At 71.0% G+C, this 19,800-nt stretch carries 19 protein-coding genes; 7 read left to right on the forward strand and 12 right to left on the reverse strand.

Annotated features, from left to right (window positions below; all coding sequences use genetic code 11):
• Nucleotides 1-78: 78 nt before the first annotated feature.
• The 4 genes from ACFVIM_RS14295 (at nucleotide 79) to ACFVIM_RS14310 (ending at nucleotide 4,185) form a co-directional block, all read left to right on the forward strand.
• Nucleotides 79-609, forward strand: a complete 531-nt coding sequence (locus ACFVIM_RS14295; RefSeq protein WP_384301007.1) for a methylated-DNA--[protein]-cysteine S-methyltransferase — start codon at nucleotides 79-81, stop codon at nucleotides 607-609.
• A gap of 261 nt (nucleotides 610-870) precedes the next feature.
• Complete coding sequence (locus ACFVIM_RS14300; protein ID WP_384301029.1) at nucleotides 871-2,079, forward strand: MFS transporter; 1,209 nt, start codon at nucleotides 871-873, stop codon at nucleotides 2,077-2,079.
• Between the two features lie 173 nt (nucleotides 2,080-2,252).
• On the forward strand, nucleotides 2,253-3,155 hold the full coding sequence (locus ACFVIM_RS14305; protein WP_384301008.1) for a pseudouridine-5'-phosphate glycosidase: 903 nt from the start codon (nucleotides 2,253-2,255) through the stop codon (nucleotides 3,153-3,155).
• A gap of 100 nt (nucleotides 3,156-3,255) precedes the next feature.
• Nucleotides 3,256-4,185: a carbohydrate kinase family protein gene (locus tag ACFVIM_RS14310; protein WP_384301009.1), complete on the forward strand. Its 930-nt coding sequence runs from the start codon at nucleotides 3,256-3,258 to the stop codon at nucleotides 4,183-4,185.
• Here the strand turns inward: ACFVIM_RS14310 and ACFVIM_RS14315 are convergent.
• Nucleotides 4,152-4,796 (reverse strand): uridine kinase, encoded by a 645-nt coding sequence (locus ACFVIM_RS14315; protein WP_384301010.1) that lies wholly within the window; start codon nucleotides 4,794-4,796, stop codon nucleotides 4,152-4,154. The genes ACFVIM_RS14310 and ACFVIM_RS14315 overlap by 34 nt on opposite strands.
• A gap of 80 nt (nucleotides 4,797-4,876) precedes the next feature.
• Nucleotides 4,877-5,338 (reverse strand): cupin domain-containing protein, encoded by a 462-nt coding sequence (locus ACFVIM_RS14320; RefSeq protein WP_384301011.1) that lies wholly within the window; start codon nucleotides 5,336-5,338, stop codon nucleotides 4,877-4,879.
• A 534-nt stretch (nucleotides 5,339-5,872) separates the two neighbouring features.
• Between ACFVIM_RS14320 and ACFVIM_RS14325 the strand changes: the two genes are divergently transcribed.
• Nucleotides 5,873-6,331, forward strand: a complete 459-nt coding sequence (locus ACFVIM_RS14325) for a hypothetical protein (RefSeq protein ID WP_384301012.1) — start codon at nucleotides 5,873-5,875, stop codon at nucleotides 6,329-6,331.
• Nucleotides 6,332-6,423: 92 nt separating this feature from the next.
• Here ACFVIM_RS14325 and ACFVIM_RS14330 read toward each other — a convergent pair whose 3' ends face one another.
• The 5 genes from ACFVIM_RS14330 to ACFVIM_RS14350 all read right to left on the reverse strand — a co-directional run bounded on the left by ACFVIM_RS14330 (nucleotide 6,424) and on the right by ACFVIM_RS14350 (nucleotide 13,601).
• The gene (locus ACFVIM_RS14330; RefSeq protein WP_384301013.1) at nucleotides 6,424-7,227 is read right to left on the reverse strand and encodes a chaplin; all 804 of its coding nucleotides are present in this window, start codon (nucleotides 7,225-7,227) and stop codon (nucleotides 6,424-6,426) included.
• A gap of 469 nt (nucleotides 7,228-7,696) precedes the next feature.
• Nucleotides 7,697-8,125 carry a hypothetical protein gene (locus ACFVIM_RS14335; protein ID WP_384301014.1) on the reverse strand — a complete coding sequence of 143 codons (429 nt, stop codon included), beginning with the start codon at nucleotides 8,123-8,125 and terminating at the stop codon, nucleotides 7,697-7,699.
• Nucleotides 8,126-8,168: 43 nt separating this feature from the next.
• Nucleotides 8,169-9,569 carry an SWIM zinc finger family protein gene (locus tag ACFVIM_RS14340; RefSeq protein WP_384301015.1) on the reverse strand — a complete coding sequence of 467 codons (1,401 nt, stop codon included), beginning with the start codon at nucleotides 9,567-9,569 and terminating at the stop codon, nucleotides 8,169-8,171.
• Nucleotides 9,566-12,436: a DEAD/DEAH box helicase gene (locus ACFVIM_RS14345; RefSeq protein WP_384301016.1), complete on the reverse strand. Its 2,871-nt coding sequence runs from the start codon at nucleotides 12,434-12,436 to the stop codon at nucleotides 9,566-9,568. Before ACFVIM_RS14345 ends, ACFVIM_RS14340 begins: the two co-directional genes overlap by 4 nt.
• A 175-nt stretch (nucleotides 12,437-12,611) precedes the next feature.
• Nucleotides 12,612-13,601 (reverse strand): slipin family protein, encoded by a 990-nt coding sequence (locus ACFVIM_RS14350; protein ID WP_384301017.1) that lies wholly within the window; start codon nucleotides 13,599-13,601, stop codon nucleotides 12,612-12,614.
• A 379-nt stretch (nucleotides 13,602-13,980) separates the two neighbouring features.
• Here ACFVIM_RS14350 and ACFVIM_RS14355 point away from each other — a divergent pair, with 379 nt between their 5' ends.
• On the forward strand, nucleotides 13,981-14,271 hold the full coding sequence (locus ACFVIM_RS14355; protein ID WP_384301018.1) for a DUF6343 family protein: 291 nt from the start codon (nucleotides 13,981-13,983) through the stop codon (nucleotides 14,269-14,271).
• A 42-nt stretch (nucleotides 14,272-14,313) separates the two neighbouring features.
• Here ACFVIM_RS14355 and ACFVIM_RS14360 read toward each other — a convergent pair whose 3' ends face one another.
• The 5 genes from ACFVIM_RS14360 to rpsA all read right to left on the reverse strand — a co-directional run bounded on the left by ACFVIM_RS14360 (nucleotide 14,314) and on the right by rpsA (nucleotide 18,582).
• Complete coding sequence (locus tag ACFVIM_RS14360) at nucleotides 14,314-14,682, reverse strand: tetratricopeptide repeat protein (RefSeq protein ID WP_384301019.1); 369 nt, start codon at nucleotides 14,680-14,682, stop codon at nucleotides 14,314-14,316.
• Nucleotides 14,683-14,749: 67 nt separating this feature from the next.
• Nucleotides 14,750-15,118: a DUF3592 domain-containing protein gene (locus tag ACFVIM_RS14365; protein ID WP_384301020.1), complete on the reverse strand. Its 369-nt coding sequence runs from the start codon at nucleotides 15,116-15,118 to the stop codon at nucleotides 14,750-14,752.
• 130 nt (nucleotides 15,119-15,248) lie between these two features.
• The gene (coaE, locus tag ACFVIM_RS14370) at nucleotides 15,249-15,863 is read right to left on the reverse strand and encodes a dephospho-CoA kinase (RefSeq protein WP_384301021.1); all 615 of its coding nucleotides are present in this window, start codon (nucleotides 15,861-15,863) and stop codon (nucleotides 15,249-15,251) included.
• Between the two features lie 120 nt (nucleotides 15,864-15,983).
• Entirely contained in the window at nucleotides 15,984-16,922 is a 939-nt protein-coding gene (locus ACFVIM_RS14375) for a PAC2 family protein (RefSeq protein ID WP_384301022.1), read from the reverse strand.
• Nucleotides 16,923-17,091: 169 nt separating this feature from the next.
• The gene (gene rpsA / locus ACFVIM_RS14380) at nucleotides 17,092-18,582 is read right to left on the reverse strand and encodes a 30S ribosomal protein S1 (protein ID WP_384301023.1); all 1,491 of its coding nucleotides are present in this window, start codon (nucleotides 18,580-18,582) and stop codon (nucleotides 17,092-17,094) included.
• A gap of 385 nt (nucleotides 18,583-18,967) precedes the next feature.
• Here rpsA and ACFVIM_RS14385 point away from each other — a divergent pair, with 385 nt between their 5' ends.
• Nucleotides 18,968-19,798: a class I SAM-dependent methyltransferase gene (locus ACFVIM_RS14385; RefSeq protein ID WP_384301030.1), complete on the forward strand. Its 831-nt coding sequence runs from the start codon at nucleotides 18,968-18,970 to the stop codon at nucleotides 19,796-19,798.
• Nucleotides 19,799-19,800: the final 2 nt, after the last annotated feature.

Raw genomic sequence — 19,800 nt, forward strand, 5'->3', positions numbered from 1 at the left:
CCGCGAAGCCGCCCGCCATCCGGTCACCGCCGAGCCTCCCGGCGGCCGACTGTCAGTGGCGGGTCCTACCGTGGTGGCATGAAGCGTTTCGCGTGGACCGTCCTGGCGACGGAGATCGGCCCGCTCCTGCTCGCCGCCACCGACAAGGGCCTGGTCAATGTGGCCTTCCACGCCGACCGGACGGTCCAGGACACGGCGCTGCGCCAGCTCAGCGGCCGTCTGGGCGCGGAGCCGGTCGCCGATGCCACGGGCCCGCTCGCCGAGCCCATACGCCAGCTGGAGAGATACTTCGCGGGGGAACTGCGGGTGTTCTCCCTCCCGCTGGACTGGGCGCTCACCGGCGGCTTCAACCGCGCGGTCCTTGAGGAACTGGCCACCGGCGTGCCCTACGGCACCGTCGTCGGGTACGGGGACCTGGCCGCCCGGGTCGGCCAGCCCGGCGCCGCGCAGGCCGTGGGGGCGGCGATGGGCGCGAACCCCTTGCCGGTGGTGGTGGCGTGCCACCGGGTGGTGGCGACGGACGGCGGCCTCGGCGGCTTCAGCGGCGGCCTGGAGACCAAGCGCACCCTGCTCGCCCTGGAGGGAGTCCTGCCACCGCCGCTCTTCTGATCCCGCCCGGCTCCCCGGCGGCCCAATCGGTCTCCGGCCCCAAACCCGTTCTCGTACTCCCGTACGAACTGGCACACTGCGCCCGTGAGCATCAGCCCCGACGTACCTGATATATCCGACGACTCCTCCCGCACCGATACTCCCGCCGGTACTCCCGCCGACGCCCCCTCCAACGGCGCCGGGTCGGGTTCCGCGCCGCCCGCCGCGGCCGGTCCGGTCGGCGCCGGTCCGGTCGGCGCCGGTCCGGTCGGCGCCGGGGAACTGCCCGCGCTGCGGCGGCGGATCAACGCCGTTCTCATCGCGAGCCAGATCCTCGGGGGCCTCGGCGTGGCGATCGGCATCGCGCTCGCCGCCGTCCTCGCGGAGCGGATCAGCGGCACGGAGGCACTGTCAGGACTGGCCCCCACGGCGATGGTCGCGGGTACGGCTCTGCTCTCCATGCCCCTCGCCGCGCTGATGACCTCACGCGGCCGACGCCCGGGGCTGGTGCTGGCCTATCTGATCGGGGCGGTCGGCGCGGGGATCGTCGTGCTCGGTGCCATCGCCGACAGCTTTCCGCTGCTGCTGCTCGGTATGGCGGCCTTCGGCGCCGGCTCCTCGGCGAACCTCCAGGCCCGCTTCGCCGCCGCCGACCTCGCCGAGCCCGCCCGCCGCGGCCGGGCCATCTCCAACGTGGTCTGGGCGACCACCATCGGTGCCGTCCTCGGACCCAACATCGCCGCCCCCGCGGGGGACAGCGTCTCCGGTCTCGGCATCCCCACCGAGGCCGGGCCGTTCGTCTGGGCGGCCGGAGTCTTCCTCCTCTCGGCCATCGTGGTGCAGCTACTGCTGCGGCCCGACCCCCTGATCACCGCACGGGCCCTCGCCACCAGCGACCACACCCCCGAGGGCCGCTCCCTGCGGGCGGGGCTACGGGCCGTGCGGGCGTCGCCGATGGCGCGGCTGGCACTGGTGGCCATCGCCGTGTCGCACACCACCATGGTGGCGATCATGTCGATGACCCCCGTCGCCCTCAGCCACCACGGTGCGGACATCGAGCTGATCGGGCTGGTGATCAGCGGCCATATCGCGGGCATGTACGCCTTCTCCCCCGTCATGGGCTGGCTCGTGGACCGTATCGGCCGGCTCTCCGTGATCGGGGTCGCCGTCGGGCTGCTCTCCGCCGCCGCTCTGGTCGCCGGAACAGCGGGGTCGAGCCACACCGGGGTCGCCATCGGTCTGGTCCTGCTGGGACTCGGCTGGTCGGCAGGGCTGGTCGCGGGCTCGACGCTGCTCACCGAGTCGGTTCCCCAGCCCGTCCGCGCCGCCGTCCAGGGCCTGTCCGACCTGTCGATGAACACCTGCGCGGGCGTCGGCGGCATCCTCGCGGGCGTGATCGTCGCCCAAGCGGGCTATGCCTGGCTCAACCTCCTCAGCGCGCTCCTGCTGCTGCCGCTGGCGGCGCTGACGATCCGGCGCGCGACCGCCTGACGCGGCCACGACCCGGCGGGGCCACCCGCCGGGTCCCACCCGGCCGGGGCGAGGGCTCCCCACCCGAACGACCGGCGCCGCACACCCCGCCGTCCCGTCGTCGCCCTCTCCCCATCCACCACACCCCGCCGGACACGGGTTTGACCGGGTCCTCCCCGTGCCAGGGATGGGACATGCCGCTCACCGAAGTCACCGAGGAAGTCCGCGACGCCCTCGCCGAGCGCCGCCCCGTCGTGGCCCTGGAATCGACCATCATCGCCCAGGGCCTTCCCCGTCCCCGGAACCTGACCGTCGCCCTTGAACTGGAGCAGCGCGTACGGTCCAGGGGCGCCACCCCCGCGACCATCGCCGTCCTCGACGGCCGCGTCCGTATCGGCCTGGACGGCCCGGCGCTGGAGCGCGTCGCCGAGGACACCTCCGTACGCAAGCTCGGCAGCCGGGATCTCGCCCCCGCCCTCGCCACTCGCGCCAGCGGCGCCACCACGGTCTCGGCCACCGCTTTCCTGGCGGCCCGCTCGGGTATCCGCCTCTTCGCGACCGGCGGGCTCGGCGGGGTACACCGCGCGTGGGCCCACTCCCAGGACGAGTCCGCCGATCTGCGGGTCCTGGCCCAGACCGCGATCACCGTCGTCTGCGCGGGAGTGAAGTCCATCCTCGACGTCCCGGCCACCCTCCAGCGCCTGGAGACCCTCGGGGTGGGCGTCCTCGGCTATCGCACCGACCACTTCCCCGGCTTCTACCTCACCTCGTCCGGCGAACCCCTCGACTGGACGGTCACCTCGCCACGTGAGGTCGCCGAGGTGATCCGGGCCCGTGAGGAACTCGGTCCACCCTCCTCCGCGCTGATCGTCGCGAACCCGGTTCCCGAGGCGCGACAGCTCGACCCCGACCTCCACGACCGCGTCCTCCGCGAGGCCCTCGACGCCTGCGCGGCACAGGGCATCACCGGCCAGGCGATCACCCCTTTCCTCCTGGACTTCCTCACCCGGCGGACAGGTGGCGCCTCGCTGGAGGCCAACCTGGCCGCGGTCTACGGCAATGTGACCCTGGCCGCCCAGATCGCGACCGCCCTGTGAACCCCCGCGTGCCGTGCCCGCATCCGCCCTCGGCGGGCCACGGCCCGATCGCGGCACCCGTACCCGCCACCGACGCCGCCCCCGACACCGGCCACCGCCGATGAACAAGGGCGCCCTGCTCGTCATCGGCGATGTCGCCACCGACGTGGTGGCCCGGTACTCCACCCCGCTGGCCCATGGCACCGACACCGCCGCCCGGATCCGCCTGCTCCCCGGTGGCGCCGGAGCCAACGTCGCCTGCTGGGCCGCCCAGCGTGGCTGTCATGACGTCCGGTTACTCGCCCGGGTCGGTCGCGCCGACCTCAGATGGCACGGCGATCAGCTGCGGGCATCCGAGGTGCGCCCCCTGCTGGTTCCCGATGACACGGCTGCCACGGCCACCGTCATCGCCCTGGTCGACTCCACCGCCGAGCGCACCTTCCTCACCGACAGCGGCGCCGCCCCCCGCCTCTCCCCGGACGACTGGACACCCTCCCTTCTGGACGGTGTCGCCCATCTCCATCTCTCCGGCTACCCCCTCTTCGCCGCGAGCGGCCGCCGACTGGCCCGGCTCGCCCTGACCGCGGCCCACGCCCGGGGCACCACGGTCAGCGTGGACCCGGCGTCCACCGGTTTCCTCCAGGTACTCGGTGTGAACACCCTGTTCTCGATACTCGATGGCGTGGACGTCCTCGTACCCAACGCCCACGAGGCCCGTCTGCTGACCGGTCGGTCCGACCCGGGCGACGCGGCCGTCGCCCTGAGCCGCCGATTCCCCCTCACCGTGGTCACCCTGGGCGCCCAGGGTGTGCTGGTGGCGGAGTCGGGCTCGCTCACCGGGTCGGTTCCGGCGCCGTCCGTCGACGCCGTGGACTCCACGGGCGCGGGCGACGCCTTCACCGGAGCGTTCCTCGCCGCCAGGCTGGCCGGCGCGGACCCGCTCACCGCCTCGACGGCGGGCTGTACGGCGGGCGCCCTCGCGGTCACCCGCGTCGGTGGCCGTCCCGCGCTGCCCGGTCAGCCCGGGCCGATGCCACCCCACGCCGGATGACGCGGGTCATCGGCGCGCACCACCACATCCGCCGCCTCCACCGGCCGGACCTCCCTCTCGTATCGCTCGAAGGCCGGCAGCGTCCAGTGCTCGCTCCGGTCCACGCGTCTGCGGAGCGCCCCGGAGGACAACCTCAGATGGACGGTCAGATCGAACGGAAACCAGTGCCCCAGCAGGAACGGTCCATGCAGCAACAGCACTCCCCCGGCCGGCAATGCCACCCGTGGGCTGCGTGTGGCCCGGTCCGCCGCCGGGTCCCAGAGGTCGGGCAGTACCCTCCCGCTGCCACCCGCCTCCAGCGGGCCGAACACCTCCCGCCACAGGGCGCCGGTGTCGAACCAGCCGCTGTAGTACGCCTCCGGGTCATGCCGTCCGAACTCGTATCTCAGCGAGGCGGGACGGAGAAAACCCGAGGTGCCGACCACGAGAGAGGTCCGGCCGCGGATTCGCAGGGCCTGACCGACCCTCTCGGCGAGCTCGCCACCCTGTGCCGCGGGAGCCCCGTCCACCCCGACGCGCACCCAGGCGCCCCCGTCGGCGGCCACGGTCCCGGAGACCACGTCGGCCAGGGCCTCGGTCAGGCGCTCCCAGGTGATCGCTTCGACTCTCACCGGTCCATCATCGTCCAGGAGCCCGGTCCCGGCGTTGGCGGCCACTCGCCAGCGGTGCGGGCGAGGTGTGGCAGAACGATTCACTCACTCGGGAGGTCCGCGCAGGGCGGCGCCTCCACATCCACCGCCAGCGGACTGCCCTGCGGCAGCAGATAGGTCAGATAGAGCACGACCGGCTCGGTGCCCAGATTGCGTCCGACGTGCCGGTGTCCCGCACCCGCGTGTTCGATGAAGGCGGAGCCCGCCGGTGACACCTCCACCGAACAGTCCTGGAGCGTCCGGGTGAGCGTCCCCGAGGTGACCACCGCGAGCAGCTGCCCGACGTGGTAGTGCCAGCCCGTGGAACCACCGGGCTCAATGGTCACGGTGCTGACGATCACGTCGGTACGGCCCTTGGCCTTGAGTTTCAGCTTCTCCTTCGCGAGCCCGTGGGCCAGGACCCGGCCGGCGACTCCACCGCCGAGCGTGTCGTCCTCACCGGACACGGCACCCGCGGCGGACGGTACGGTCGACAGCGCGGCCAGACAACCGGCCAGGGCCATCGCGCCACCCGCGCGCCCCTGACGCCGGGTCCTCCCCGACCATCCCCATCCCATGAACCCCACGGACCCTCCAACTCCCTTGCCACGCAACGGCGTTCAGTGTGAGAACACCACCCATGCGGATCGTTGAGGACGGCACGGTACCGAGAAGGGATCAGTCCGAGAAGCGCGGGGTCGCAAACCCTCCACGCCGTGCACCCCCACCGCGGAAACCCCGCCGCATGACGTGCGGACAGGGGCCGACGGGAAGGAAACGGGGCGAACCCGCAGGGCATGGGGCCGCCCCGGTCCGCCCGGCGGAGGGGCCTACGGGGACAACGCGCCCCAGAGGTCGCCTCATGGAGGGTCACACCCGCCCAACGTGCGGAAATCTCCCGATATCCGCCCAGGAGATGGTTCAGAGAAGATTCACACGCGGGCACCCACTCCTCATCGTTCACTTCCATCCGCTTCACTTCTGCTCGTCCGGTCACCGCTGACCTGACACCGGTCAGGCCACGGTTCACCCCTCCGACCCATTGGGACATACGCACTATGGAGACAGCCGCCATCGCGGTCATCGGCACGCTGCTCGGCTCCGTGATCACTCATCTCTTCCAGCGCCGCACGACCGAACGCGAAGCCGCGCTCAACCGCGCCGAACAGCTACGCCAGGAACGGATCTCCGCGTACAGCGCGTTCGCGAGCGCGCTTGTCGACTTCCGGCGCGGCCAGAACGACCGCTGGCACAGGGCGCGCGAGGCGCCGGGAAGTACGGTCGCGGAGGGCGCCCGGATCGACTCGTACCGGCTGCGGTCCAGCGCCCACCAGGCACTGATACGGGTCCAGCTGGTCTGTGATGACAGAGAAGCGCTGGAGCTGGCGACGGCGGCGTTCGAGGTGACCAACTGTATGCATGAGGCACCCGATGAAGAGGACCGCTCACGCCGCTCGGAGCAGGCCCGGGAGACTCTCTCGGAATTCATCGGGGCGGCGGCTCCCGGGGTCCGCTGACCCTGGGAACCACCGCCCCGACTGACAGACCACCGGGCGCCGCCACACCCGGACACACAGGTGTGCGCGTCAGGCCACACCCCTGCGAACGGTCAGGACTCCATACCCTCCTGGGTACGGCGGTGTGCCCGACGAGCGAGCACGATGCCACCGAGCAGCAGAGCGGCGCTCGCGGGCGCCGCGTACCCCACGGGACCCGCTCCCGTGCGGGCCAGGGCCTCGCCCGGCCCGGACCGGTCGGACGGCGCGGCGGGCGTCTCCGGCGGCGCGATCGGCTTCGGCGGGGTGACGGCCTTGGGCGGCGCGGGAGGAGCCGGAGGTGTCACGGGCTTGGGACGGGTCGGCGGCTTGGGCCCGGAAGGCTCCTCTGGACCGATGGTCGACTTGTTACCGACGGCCGCGTTGCCGATTCCCACGACATTCACCGAGTTGCCGCTGACATTCACGGGAAGGTCGACCGGAAGCTGAATCCCATTGCCGGAGATCACACCCGGAGAATTCTTGGCCGCGCCCTGGGCGACGGCGCCAGACCCGGTCGTCGCACCCGACGAGCCCGAGCCGGGGTTGGTCGGCGAGCCGGGCGCCCCGGGCTGGTGCGCATCGCCACGCGAGGTGGTCGCGCAGGTGTTACCAGCGGCCGGGTTGAGCAGACCGACGACATTGACGGTGTTGCCGCACACATTGATCGGAACACTGATCGGCAGCTGCACCGTGTTACCCGACCCCACCCCCGGGGACCCCGCGGCCACACCGTCCGCCTGCGCGTCCGCGTGTGCCGCCGACTGGACCAGGGCCAACGCGCCACCCGTGAGAATCACGGTCGCGAGCCCTTGTCGCTGAAACTGCCTCAACTGCCGCATGAAAGCGCCCCGCCTTAGAAAGGAGTTCACGGGCATTCGCCCGTACCTCCGTACAACGAGCCGCAAGGCCATTCGGGTTACATCTCCGCCGTTTTTCACTCCTTCGGGTACGGGGCCGGGTAATTCCGGTTATCTGTACGAGTCGGTACGTCACACCCGTGGCCGCTCCGCCACACCACCATCGCCAGAGCCACCCCGGACACCCGTGTGGCTGGCCGAAGCCACCGGCACGGTCGCGAGCCCGCACCCGGCGTGGACCCCGAGCGAGGCGTGCCACGGCCCTGGCCGACAACGGGCCCCGGGAGGTGTCGCCAGCGGGCATCACGCCCGGCGGGCGGGTCTGGCGCGATCCGGTACGGAGCGAACTCCCGCGCCCCGAAGGGCACGGGGGAACGCGTGCGGTGGTTCACGTCGGGGAGACGGGATGGTCACGACACCTTCCGAGGGCCAGGGACGCGACCGGCTCCACCCGCTCCGGGAGGACACCCTCTGCCCGGGGACGCCCTCAGGTCTGGGGGTCGCGGTTGACCATCCGGCCGACGGGGCCCGTCTGGATGACCATGCCGTGTGAGCCGCCGCTGACGGAGTTGTGCACGGTGACGGAGGGCTGGCTCGCCGCGGCGGGCGGGCTCAGTTCCTCCAGGAGCGCACGGAGTTCCCGGGCCGCCTCGGGATCCGACCTGAGGGTCTGCCGCATACGCTGCCGCCACGTGGCGAGGATATCGGCCCTCGCCTCCTCGTCCTGATCCTGGTCAGCGGCGATCAGTTCCTCACGGGACGCCTCCAGTTCGGCCTCGACGGCTGGTGAACCCTCCTCCTCGCGCGACAGGAACCGCGCCACGCGGCCCTTCGCGGCCGTCCAGCTCTCGGTGACCATCTGCTGGATCACGGCGCTCGCCCCCGCCGTCGCCAGCGCTACTAGTTCCGCATCCACGGGACCTCCTCAGGCGGCCTGTCAGTGCCGGTCAGCGTACCGTTCATCCCTCCCGCAGAACGGTGGCCGCCCGGACCGGGTCGGTGTGCGGAGCACCCCGTGGCCACCACTCCGTTCCTCCGGCGTCCGACTCGTACCCGTACCAGAGGCCGTCCCGGCCGAAGCGGAGCTGGTGGGTGGGGGCGGACAGTCGGTTGCGCCAGGGTTTGAAATGCGGGAATCCAGCGGCGGTCAGCGCGGGACGGGCACGGTCGAAGGGCCCCGCCGGTGGGTCCCAGGCGGCCTCCAGGACCTCCAGGGCCGCCGGCCCTCCCTGCCGCCAGGCGGCTACGGCACGGGCCAGCTCCGTGGGCGTACGCCCGGTGGCCCCGGCCAGATCCCGGTAGAGGCTACGGGTGGACGCGGTGAGGCCGGAGCCGGGATGGGCCGCGGCGAGACGGACCGCGTCCTGCCAGACGGTGAGGGACCCGAACGGGTCCTCGCCGGTGGTGAGCAGGGCACGCGCCCGGAGTACGGCCTCACTGGCCAGCAGATCCAGCGCCAACGGATCGGGGGCTTCCGGCGCGGCCGGGTACACCGGCGGCCGTCCGGGCTCACGCGGCGGCGGGAAGGGCGGTGGCAGCGCGCCGACCTGGCGTGTGAGCGCCGTCTGTGCGGAGACCGTGGGCAGCGCCGCCACACCGGCCCCGGCGGCACACGCGGCGGCCGAGCCGATGGTGTGTCGCCGCGCGATCTCCCCCAGGACGGCGCTCTCCCCCATGCCACGGAGCAGGAAGAGCAGGAACGGGTCCCCGTCCAGCAGCCGGGCGGTCTGGTAGCAGAGCGCCGCGGCGTGCTTGCACGGATGACCGGCATCGGGGCAGGTGCAGTCCGGGACGAGATCTCCCGTGGTCGGCAGCAGATCGGCGGCGTCGGCGAGAGCCTGCGGAACGTCCCGGTCGAGCAGGGCGGCGATGTACTCGGGGCGGGACGCCGCCACGGTGAGCAAGGCGCTCCACGCGTCGTCGCTGAGGGTGCGCAGCCGGATCCCGGTGCGGTACGGGCGGGGACGGCCACCGTGCACATAGGCCGTGACCCGGCCCGGGGTGACCGTGATCGCGTCGACCCGCCCGGTGCCCGCGTAGTCGCGGCCTCGGGCGAGCCGCGCCGGGTCGAGCGCGCTCTCCTCCAGCGCCCGTACCCACGCCTCGGCCCACCAGCTTCTCGCGATCTCGTCGCCGGTCAGCGTCGGTAGTGCGGGGAAGGTCCGCCGTCGATCGTCGGCATGGGTCTGTGGGGAGCTGGTGCGGCGGCCACGGGCGACACCGGCGCCATGGCGGTCCCGGGCCCGGCGGTCCCGGGCGGGTCCGGCGCCGGGCGCCGGGCCGTGAAGGCTTCCTGACGGGGTGGCGCCGTCGTCGGTGCCGCGCGGGGCCGGGGCACCCGACGGTGTCCTCTCGGTCACGGCTGTCTCCTCAGCGAGACGAGGTCCGCCAGTTCACGGTCGGTGAGCTCGGTGAGTGCGGCCTCCCCGGAGCCGAGGACGGCATCGGCCAGCGCCCTCTTGGCGGTGAGCATGTCGGCGATCTTCTCCTCCACCGTGCCCTCCGTGACGAAGCGGTGGACCTGGACGGGCTGTGTCTGTCCGATGCGGTAGGCGCGGTCGGTGGCTTGGTCCTCGACGGCCGGGTTCCACCAGCGGTCGTAGTGGATGACATGGCCCGCCCGGGTCAGGTTGAGCCCTGTGCCCGCGGCCTTGAGGGAGAGGAGGAAGACGGGTGTCTCCCCGGACTGGAACCGGTCCACCATCCGCTGGCGCTCGGCCACGGGCGTCCCTCCGTGCAGCAGCTGGGAGGGGATGGCCCGGTCGCCGAGGTGACGGGAGAGCAACCGGCCCATGGAGACGTACTGCGTGAAGACCAGGGCGGAGCCGCCCTCCGCCAGGATGGTCTCCAGCAACTCGTCGAGCAGGGCGAGTTTGCCCGAGCGCCCCGCGATCCGCCGATCCGCCGATCGCTTCGCCGTGGCGATCTGGAGCAGTGCTCCCGTGTCCGCCGTCAGGGCCGCGGTCGGCCCGCCGGTCTCCTTGAGGAACTGCGCCGGGTGGTTGCAGATCTGTTTCAGATCCGTCAGCAGCTTCATCACCAGGCCACGTCGCGCGATACCTTCCGCGCCCCCGATCTCGGCCATGGCCTCCCGCACCACCGCTTCGTAGAGCGATGCCTGTTCCCGGGTGAGGGCGACGGGGTGGTCACTCTCGGTCTTGGGCGGCAGTTCGGGCACGATCCCAGGATCGTTCTTGGTACGCCGCAGCAGGAACGGCCGCACCAGCCGGGACAGCCGTTCGGCCGCCTCCGCGTCCTCACCCAGTTCCACGGCTCGGGCATGGCGTGAACGGAACGCCGTGAGCGGCCCCAGCAGACCAGGGGTGGTCCAGTCCAGCAGGGCCCAGAGTTCGGAGAGGTTGTTCTCGACGGGAGTGCCGGTCAGCGCGACCCGGGCGGGGGTGGGGACGGCACGTAGCGCCTTGGCCGTCGCGGAGTACGGGTTCTTGACGTGTTGTGCCTCGTCGGCGACGACCATGCCCCAGGAGTGCGCGGCCAGCCTCTCGACACTGGTGCGCAGGGTGCCGTACGTGGTCAGCACGAAGCCGCCGTCGGATTCCGGCAGGGTCCGCTCCGTACCGTGGAACCGGTGGACCGGTACATCCGGGGCGAACCGGGCCACCTCGCGCTGCCAGTTGCCGAGCAGCGAGGCCGGACAGACCACCAGGGTCGGTGCCGTCCGGGCACGGCGCAGATGAAGCGCGATAACCGTGACGGTCTTCCCGAGCCCCATGTCATCGGCGAGACAGGCGCCCAGGCCGAGCGAGGTCATCCGGTCGAGCCAGGCCACTCCGCGCCGCTGGTAGTCGCGGAGTGTGGTGCGCAGGCCGGGCGGGTCCCCCGGGAGCGCGACGGGGGCGTGCAGGAGGTCGCGCAGCGCGGCCATCCTCCCGACGGGAACGACGGGGACCGTCTCGCCCTCCACCTCCGCCGTTCCGGTGAGTGCCACGGCCAGGGCGTCGGTGGGGCCCATCAGCCCGAGATCCCGCTTCCGCGCCTTGCGGACGAGTCCGGGATCGACCACCACCCACCGATCGCGCAGACGGACCATCGGGCGGTACGACTCGGCCAGAGTGTCCATCTCCTGGTCGGTCAGCGGATCGTCGCCCAGGGCCAGCTGCCAGCTGAACCGGAGCAGTTCCTCACTGTCGAAGAACGGGGTTCCGTCCGTGGCCGAGCCAGGGGCGGGTCGTACGACAGCGGTGGCCGAGAGCGAACGGACCATTTCCCTCGGCCAGTGGACGCTCACTCCGGCCGCCGCCAACGCGTCGGCACCCGGGCCCAGCAGGTCGTACAGCTCCGTCTCGGTGAGGGGCAGCACATCGGGAACCTCACGCTCCAGGAGCCCGGTGAGAGGCGCCCACGCCCGTGCGGCCCGGCGCAACGCGAGCGCCGTGTCGATACGGGCACGCGGCCCGAAGCCCTGCGCTCCCTCCTCCGCCCAGAGGCGGGCCGCGTCGACGACGAGCGTGGGGTCAGCGAGGCTGTGCACCTGGACGATCGCCGCGGCCCCGGGCTCCGTCGGCTCCGGATCATCCGCGGGATCGAAGAGATGGAACGCGGACAGGTCCAGACGCAGGGACACCCGCACCCCCGCGTCCTGGCCCGCGGCCGCCTCAGCGGCCCAGCCACGCGCTCCGGGGAGGTGCTGGGCCGCCATGGCGGCGAAGGGCCGCCCGGCGGCGTACTCCGCCGCGGGGGTGCGGGGCAGGCAGTCGGCCACGGCGTCGACGAAGCCTCGGACCAGGGCACCGGGGTCGGGCAGCCGTGCTGGCCCAGGTCCGGGCAAGGGCGTGGCATACGCCTCGTACGGCATCGCCGCCGCGATAGCTCGCATCTGAGCGACGTCACGAGCCTCCAGCGGCCCGGCGCGCCACGCGTCATGTTCGCTGGACGTCAGCCCGGGAAGCAGTCTGCCCCGCGCGACGAGATGAAGCGCGTGGGCGGCCGCCGCGCCCCAGCAGCGCAGGGACTCATGGGCGCCAGGGCTTCGCCGGGCGGCCAGAAGGAAGGGCAGGGCCTCGATGACGGTCATCCGGTGGGCGGGGGCCGTGCGCTGGCGGATCTCCCCCGCGGGGCCCACCACGACGACGGTGATCTCCTCGGTCGCTCCGGGCGGCACGCCTCCTTCGGGTTCCCAGAAGGCGATCCGTCCTTCGCGCGGCAGCTCGGCGGGGAGGAAGACCGCGGCGCGGCCGGGCGGCGGGCTCGTCGGCTCCCACGCCATACGGTTCACCTCCCACCCGTCGTGCCATGGCGGGTCCGCCCTTCGGACCGCTCGTATCCGACCCTACGGGGGAGGTCTGACAATGCCCTGTGGCAGTGGAGAAATCACAGGTCAGCGCGGTGCAGCAGGGCTGCGCCCAATACCGCCCCCGCCCGGACGGGCCGCCGCCGTGCGGTCAGGCAGCCGGCGGCAGCGTCGTGGGCCGCTCCTCCGCCACCTCGCCCGACGCCGAGGCGCCTCCGGTGAGACCGCTCGGGATGGCGGGCACCTCCGAGGGCTCCCCCACCTCGGCGGTGGAAGCACTGAGACCCCGCTCATCCAGGGGAGCGCTCTCAGCGTCGGCGCTCTCGGTGGTCTCGGTGGTCTCGCTCGCGAAAGTGCCGACACTCTTCTGCGCCGCCGAAGGCTGCTGAGCCCGCTCAAGGAACCGCAGCAGTTCGACCGGGAAGGGCAGCACCAGCGTCGAGTTCCTCTCCGCCGCGACGGCGACTACGGTCTGGAGCAACCGCAGCTGAAGGGCGGCGGGCTCCTGGGACATCACGCCGGCCGCCTCGGCCAGCTTCCTGGACGCCTGCAACTCGGCGTCGGCGTTGATCACTCGGGCGCGCCGCTCCCGGTCCGCCTCCGCCTGTCGCGCCATCGAGCGCTTCATCGCCTCGGGCAGGGACACGTCCTTGATCTCCACTCGGTCGATCTGGACCCCCCAGCCCATCGCCGGGCTGTCGATCATCAGCTCCAGCCCCTGGTTGAGTTGCTCCCGGTTGGAGAGGAGATCATCCAGATCGCTCTTGCCGATGATCGATCGCAACGAGGTCTGGGCCATCTGCGAGACCGCGAACCGGTAGTCCTCAACCTCGATGATCGCGTTCGCCGGATCGATCACCCGGAAGTACACGACCGCGTCGACCCGGACGGTGACGTTGTCCCGGGTGATGCCTTCCTGGGCCGGCACCGGCAGGGTCACCACCTGCATATTGACCTTCCGCATCCGGTCAACCGCAGGGACGATCATGGTGAAGCCCGGCGCCCTGATCTCTCCATGCAGCCGGCCGAGACGGAAGACCACCCCACGCTCATACTGCTTGACGATCTTGGCGCCCGCCACGGCGTACACCACGAGCGCGCACACGACCGCTACCAGCGCGGTCACGAGAATCTCGACCACCAGGGCACCCCCTTTAGGCCAGAACCGGATACCCATCACCACCGTATGCCCGGTATGCGAAGTGGGGCCACAAGGCCACCCCTCTTATCGAGGCCCCGGCGGTCACGGGCCGCACCGGGGACCCCTCACTACGCAACGGGGTTCGCCCACACCCAGGTGCCGTCTTCCGTCAGAAGCGCGCCCTGGAGGCGCGCCGCCCGCCGAGGCCCGGCTCACATACCGTTCTGGTCAGCGGAGGCTGCCCGTCCGACATGGGCGAAGGCCTACGCGGCACTCCCCTGGGAAACCCCTCTTCCTCCACCACCGGCTCCAGGGCCCCCGCACCACACCCGGCCAGGCCGCGTGCGAGGCATCCTGGAAGGGAGGAGGCGCAACGACGATGCGCACGGGGAGTGAGCCGATCACCGCACGCAGTCCCCTGCGGATGCGGTTCTGGCTGAGCCTGTGGGGCCTTCTATGGGCTGCTGGCGGCCTGACGGCCTTCGCACTGGTCGGACGTCCCGGCTGGGCGGCGGCCTGCGGAGTGCTGCTGATCGTGGTGCTCACTGACCTGATCATGGTCATACGGCATATCCATCAGGGCCCCCACTACCAACCGGGCCGCGATGTCCCCCCGTACGAACCGGTGCACGATCACCATCCGAGCCCTCGCCGACGGCGTGGACCCTAGCCGTACGGCGCGTCCATCCCCCACCGAAACCGCCGCCAGTGGTTACGCCCCGTCGTCGAAACGTGCCGCCCGGAGGTACTCCGGCTTCGGATCGAGCGCGGCCGCCAGCCGGAAGTGGCGTTTGGCTTGCTCCGGACGGCCCGCGCGCTCGAAGGTACGCGCGAGTGCGAAGTGGGCGAAGGCGTTGTCCGGTTCACGCTCCAGCACCAGCTCGAACTCAAGCTCCGCGGGGCGTAGCTGCGCGGCCGCGAAGAAGGCGCGAGCCCGCAGCAAGCGCGCCGCCGTGTTCTCGGGGTGAGCCGCGATCACCGAATCCAACAGCTTGACGGCACCACGTGGGTCCCTCGCGGCGAGCAAATGCTCCGCCGCGCGGAAATCGATGACATGCGTCTCCGGGTCACTCTGGGGCACGGCACCATCCTTCCCTGACCGCACGTTTCCAACACGGCCCGCAGGAACGGTATTCCAGGGACCCGGATCAGAGCCCCCACGCGATCAGTGTCACCCCGACGGCCGCCAGGGCCAATCCCCCAGCGGTAAACCCGATATCGATCCCTGTCCTGTGGTGTCCGTCGACCACGACCTCCCGGGGGTCATCCGGGTCATAGCGGAGCGAAACGATGCTTCCCTGGGGCAGCGTCACCGGCGACGGGATCTCCATCACCCGCCCCTCACGCGTCTCATACGTCAGAAGCGGTCTCTCAGCGCCAGGTGGCACGGGCTTCACCACAGCGACGGCGTCGTGACCCCTGGCCGCGATACGCCGGGTCTGGCGCAGGCCATATGCCCCAGCGAGCACGGCCACCACTCCGCCCACCACGGTGAAGGCCGCGAAGACGATCTGCATCACACCGACCCTAGTGGCGATGAGCTTCCGTGAGTCCCTGCTTGACGGATACCTGACGCCGCCTTCAGCGCCTCTTCCTGGTGAACGCGCCTCCTCAGGCGGCGTGGAGGGCCCCACCATCACGCCAGGGTCAGGCGGCTGGCCGGGGGGAGGCCGCGCGGCGCTCCAGTTCCGCCCAGACATCGCGCACCCGAGGCTCCAACGCCTCCAGAGGACCGTCGTTGTCGATGACCACATCCGCGATGGCCCGGCGCTGCTCACGCGTCGCCTGGGCCGCCATCCGCGCCCTCGCCTCGGACTCGGTCATACCGCGACGGTGGACCAGCCGGTCCAGTTGAGTCTCGGGGCTGGCGTCGACCACGATCACCAGTTCATAGAGGGGGGCCAGACCATTCTCGGTGAGCAGCGGCACATCATGGACCACCACGGCGCCCGGCCCCGCCGACCGGGCCAGTTCCTGGGAGCGCGCCCTGACCAGGGGATGGACGATCCCGTTCAGGACGGCCAGCTTCGTGGCGTCGCCGAAGACGATGGATCCGAGTCTGGGCCGGTCCAGGGTCCCCTCGGCGGTCAGGATCTCCGGGCCGAACGCCTCGACGACCGCCGCCAGCCCCCGCGTGCCGGGCTCGACGACCTCACGGGCGATCGTGTCCGAGTCGATCAGCACCGCGCCGTACGACTGCAGCAGACGGGACACTTCGCTCTTGCCGGCGCCGATACCACCGGTCAGGCCTACGGACAACATGGGCGGCAGCTTAGCCCTCCGCCCCTGTGCGGGCCCCTGCGGCCCTCAGGGAGTCAGAATGCCCGGACCGGCCGCCGGGGCCGTCCGGGCCACTACCCTGTGACGATTTCAGGCCGTGACTCAGGAGTCGCCCTCCCGCTCGGCGAGAAAACGTTCGAACTCCAGGCCGATCTCGTCTGCGGAGGGCAGGTCCACCGCCTCGGCGACAAGGCTGCCCCGGGTCTCGGCCCCCGCCACCGCGTCGTACTGGTGCTCAAGCCCCTGCACGAGTGCGACCAGCTCCTCGTTCCCCTCACCGATCTGGCGTTCGATCTCGTTCTGCGTCCGATGCGCCTCGGTCCGCAGGGCATGCGCCACTCCGGGCAGTACGAGGCCGGTGGCGGCGGTGATCGCCTCCAGCGCGGTCAGGGCGGCGTCCGGATAGGAGGAACGCGCCACATAGTGCGGCACGTGGGCCGCGACACCCAGGACGTCATGCCCCGCCTCCATCAGGCGGTACTCGATCAGTGACTCCGCGCTCCCAGGAACCTGCGCCTCGTCGAAGGGGCTGCGATGCCCCGGCATCAGATCGGTGCGGTTGCCATGGGGCGTGAGGCCGACGGGGCGCGTGTGCGGCACGCCCATGGGGATGCCGTGGAAGTTGACGGAGAGTCGCACCCCGAGGCGTTCCACGATCTCGCGCACGGCGATGGCGAAGCGCTCCCACTCCACGTCCGGCTCGGGTCCGGAGAGCAACAGGAAGGGTGCGCCGGTGGTGTCCTGGACCAGACGTACCTCGATGCTCGGCGTCTCATAGGACGTCCAGCGGTCGCGCCGGAAGGTCAGCAGCGGACGCCGGGCGCGGTAGTCAACGAGCTTGTCGTGGTCGAAGCGGGCCACGACCTGGTGGGGCAGCGAGTCGAGCAGGTTGGCGACAATCTGGTCGCCGGTCTCCCCCGCGTCGATGTATCCGTCGAAGTGGTACAGCATGACCAGGCCGGCCGAGTCCTGCGCGAGCGCCATGTCGACGACCGCGAGGCCCTTGGGCTCCCATTCGTACAAACCCTGCGGATCAAGCACGGTTACCGCTCCTCCTCGTGTCGTGACAGAACAACACGAGGTAACGCACCGGCATTCCCTCCTCACACACTCACGGGGAATCCCCTGGGAACGCCAGGGCATGAGTAAGGCCCGCTCTCCGAGGAGAGCGGGCCTTACCTGTCAGCTAGCGATCAGCTGTTACCGAGCGTCAGCTCTGGCCACCGGCCAGCTTCTCACGCAGGGCGGCGAGCGCCTCGTCCGACGCCAGGGCGCCGGAGTTGTCGTCCGACTCCGAGGAGTAGGAGCCGCTGGCGGGCGCGGCGGCCGGAGCGGCGGCGCCACCCTCGGCAGCAGCGGCCTCGTCGGCCTCGCGGGACTTGATGACCTGGGCCTGGTGCTGCTCGAAGCGCTGCTGCGCCTCGGCGTACTGGGTCTCCCACGCCTCGCGCTGGGCCTCGAAGCCCGGCAGCCAGTCGTTGGTCTCCGGGTCGAAGCCCTCGGGGTAGATGTAGTTGCCCTGGTCGTCGTAGGACGCGGCCATGCCGTACAGGGTCGGGTCGAACTCGACCGACGCCGGGTCGGCACCGAAGGACTCGTTGGCCTGCTTCAGCGAGAGGCTGATGCGGCGACGCTCCAGGTCGATGTCGATGACCTTGACGAAGATCTCGTCGTTGACCTGGACGACCTGCTCCGGGATCTCCACGTGGCGCTCGGCCAGCTCGGAGATGTGGACCAGACCCTCGATGCCCTCGTCCACGCGGACGAACGCACCGAACGGAACCAGCTTGGTGACCTTGCCGGGGACGACCTGGCCGATCTGGTGGGTCCGGGCGAACTGCTGCCACGGGTCTTCCTGGGTCGCCTTCAGCGACAGGGAGACACGCTCGCGGTCCATGTCGACGTCGAGGACCTCGACGGTGACTTCCTGGCCGACCTCGACAACCTCGGACGGGTGGTCGATGTGCTTCCAGGACAGCTCGGAGACGTGAACCAGGCCGTCGACGCCACCAAGGTCCACGAAGGCACCGAAGTTGACGATCGAGGACACGACGCCGGAGCGGACCTGACCCTTCTGGAGGGTCGTGAGGAAGGTCTGGCGCACCTCGGACTGGGTCTGCTCCAGCCAGGCACGGCGGGACAGGACCACGTTGTTGCGGTTCTTGTCCAGCTCGATGATCTTCGCCTCGAGCTCCTTGCCCACGTAGGGCTGGAGGTCGCGAACACGGCGCATCTCGACCAGGGAGGCCGGGAGGAAGCCGCGGAGGCCGATGTCGAGGATGAGACCACCCTTGACGACCTCGATGACGGTACCGGTAACGATGCCGTCCTCTTCCTTGATCTTCTCGATGGTGCCCCAGGCACGCTCGTACTGGGCGCGCTTCTTCGAGAGGATCAGGCGGCCTTCCTTGTCCTCCTTCTGGAGAACGAGGGCTTCGATCTCGTCGCCGACCTTGACGACCTCGTTGGGGTCGACGTCGTGCTTGATCGAGAGCTCACGGCTCGGGATGACACCTTCGGTCTTGTAACCGATGTCGAGCAGGACCTCGTCCCGGTCGACCTTCACGATGACGCCGTCGACGATGTCGCCGTCGTTGAAGTACTTGATCGTCTCGTCGATCGCGGCGAGGAAGGCTTCCTCGTTACCGATGTCGTTGACCGCTACCTGCGGAGTGGCGGTGGTCTCGGTGCTGCTCGTCATGTGGGAAAGGGCTCCGGTACGGACATTGAAGTCGTAGGTACTGCTACGCCGTGAGCCCGTATCGCGCCTGCAAGAAGCCGGACAGCCATGGAAGCGCCTACCAGTAGGAACTCGCGGAGATCTTGAAAGATCACCGGTCGTCACACCCCTCCTGGAGGCACCCCCGTCAACCGAGGGGACATACATACAGATGCGAGCGCGGCCTGCTCGGTCTGAGGTACGCAGGCCCGCAGCGCAACTTGTAGCATACGGGGGCAGCCGGACCCGGTCAATGCGCGAAGGCGCACACCCGGGGCGGATCCTCCCATAACCGGCGCAACTCATGTTTGCTGAGGCCACGATGGCTGCGTGGACGCGTCGGCCGCGAACAACAATGACGGTGATGATGATCCAGCACATCGAGGGCCCCGAACCCGAGGCGACCCGCCGTGACGCGGGGGACACGGAGAGCCGCCGGGCCAGCCGCGGCTGGTGGGACCGGAACGCGGACGAGTACCAGGTCGAGCACGGCGCCTTCCTGGGCGACGACCGGTTCGTCTGGGGTCCCGAGGGGCTCGACGAGGCGGACGCCGCTCTGCTGGGGCCGCCCGAGACGCTGAAGGGACAGGACGTCCTGGAGATCGGCGCGGGCGCCGCCCAGTGCTCCCGCTGGCTCGCCGCGCAGGGAGCCAGGCCGGTGGCCCTGGACCTCTCCCACCGCCAGCTTCAGCACGCGCTGCGCATCGACGAGAGCCTCCCTCCGGGTGAACGCGTCACTCTGGTGGAGGCCGACGCGACGGCGCTGCCCTTCCGCGACGGCTCATTCGACCTCGCCTGCTCGGCGTACGGAGCGGTCCCGTTCGTGGCGGACCCGGTCGCGGTGTTCTCCGAAGTACATAGGGTGCTGCGCCCCGGCGGCCGCTGGGTCTTCTCCGTCACCCACCCCATCCGCTGGGCGTTCCCCGACGAGCCGGGGCCGGAGGGGCTGAGCGTGTCCGGCTCGTATTTCGACCGTACGCCCTACGTCGAGCAGGATGAGCACGGGCGGGCCGTCTATGTGGAGCACCACCGGACGATAGGTGACCGGGTACGGGAGGTCGCCGCGAGCGGGTTCCGGCTCATCGACCTGGTGGAGCCCGAGTGGCCCGCCTGGAACAGCCAGGAGTGGGGCGGCTGGTCGCCGCTGCGGGGAAGCCTGGTCCCCGGGACGGCGATCTTCGTGTGCGCCCGGGACTGACG

Origin of the sequence: Streptomyces sp. NPDC057638, from assembly GCF_042800315.1 — a bacterium.
Taxonomy (GTDB): Bacteria; Actinomycetota; Actinomycetes; order Streptomycetales; family Streptomycetaceae; genus Streptomyces.

Coding starts and splice junctions, on each gene's coding strand:
- ACFVIM_RS14295 (WP_384301007.1), top strand. CDS start 79: ATGAAGCGTTTCGCGTGGACCGTCCTGGCGACGGAGATCGGCCCGCTC.
- ACFVIM_RS14305 (WP_384301008.1), top strand. CDS start 2,253: ATGCCGCTCACCGAAGTCACCGAGGAAGTCCGCGACGCCCTCGCCGAG.
- ACFVIM_RS14310 (WP_384301009.1), top strand. CDS start 3,256: ATGAACAAGGGCGCCCTGCTCGTCATCGGCGATGTCGCCACCGACGTG.
- ACFVIM_RS14320 (WP_384301011.1), bottom strand. CDS start 5,338: ATGGCCCTGGCCGGTTGTCTGGCCGCGCTGTCGACCGTACCGTCCGCC.
- ACFVIM_RS14325 (WP_384301012.1), top strand. CDS start 5,873: ATGGAGACAGCCGCCATCGCGGTCATCGGCACGCTGCTCGGCTCCGTG.
- ACFVIM_RS14330 (WP_384301013.1), bottom strand. CDS start 7,227: ATGCCCGTGAACTCCTTTCTAAGGCGGGGCGCTTTCATGCGGCAGTTG.
- ACFVIM_RS14345 (WP_384301016.1), bottom strand. CDS start 12,436: ATGGCGTGGGAGCCGACGAGCCCGCCGCCCGGCCGCGCCGCGGTCTTC.
- ACFVIM_RS14355 (WP_384301018.1), top strand. CDS start 13,981: ATGCGCACGGGGAGTGAGCCGATCACCGCACGCAGTCCCCTGCGGATG.
- ACFVIM_RS14365 (WP_384301020.1), bottom strand. CDS start 15,118: ATGCAGATCGTCTTCGCGGCCTTCACCGTGGTGGGCGGAGTGGTGGCC.
- coaE (WP_384301021.1), bottom strand. CDS start 15,863: ATGTTGTCCGTAGGCCTGACCGGTGGTATCGGCGCCGGCAAGAGCGAA.
- rpsA (WP_384301023.1), bottom strand. CDS start 18,582: ATGACGAGCAGCACCGAGACCACCGCCACTCCGCAGGTAGCGGTCAAC.
- ACFVIM_RS14385 (WP_384301030.1), top strand. CDS start 18,968: ATGATCCAGCACATCGAGGGCCCCGAACCCGAGGCGACCCGCCGTGAC.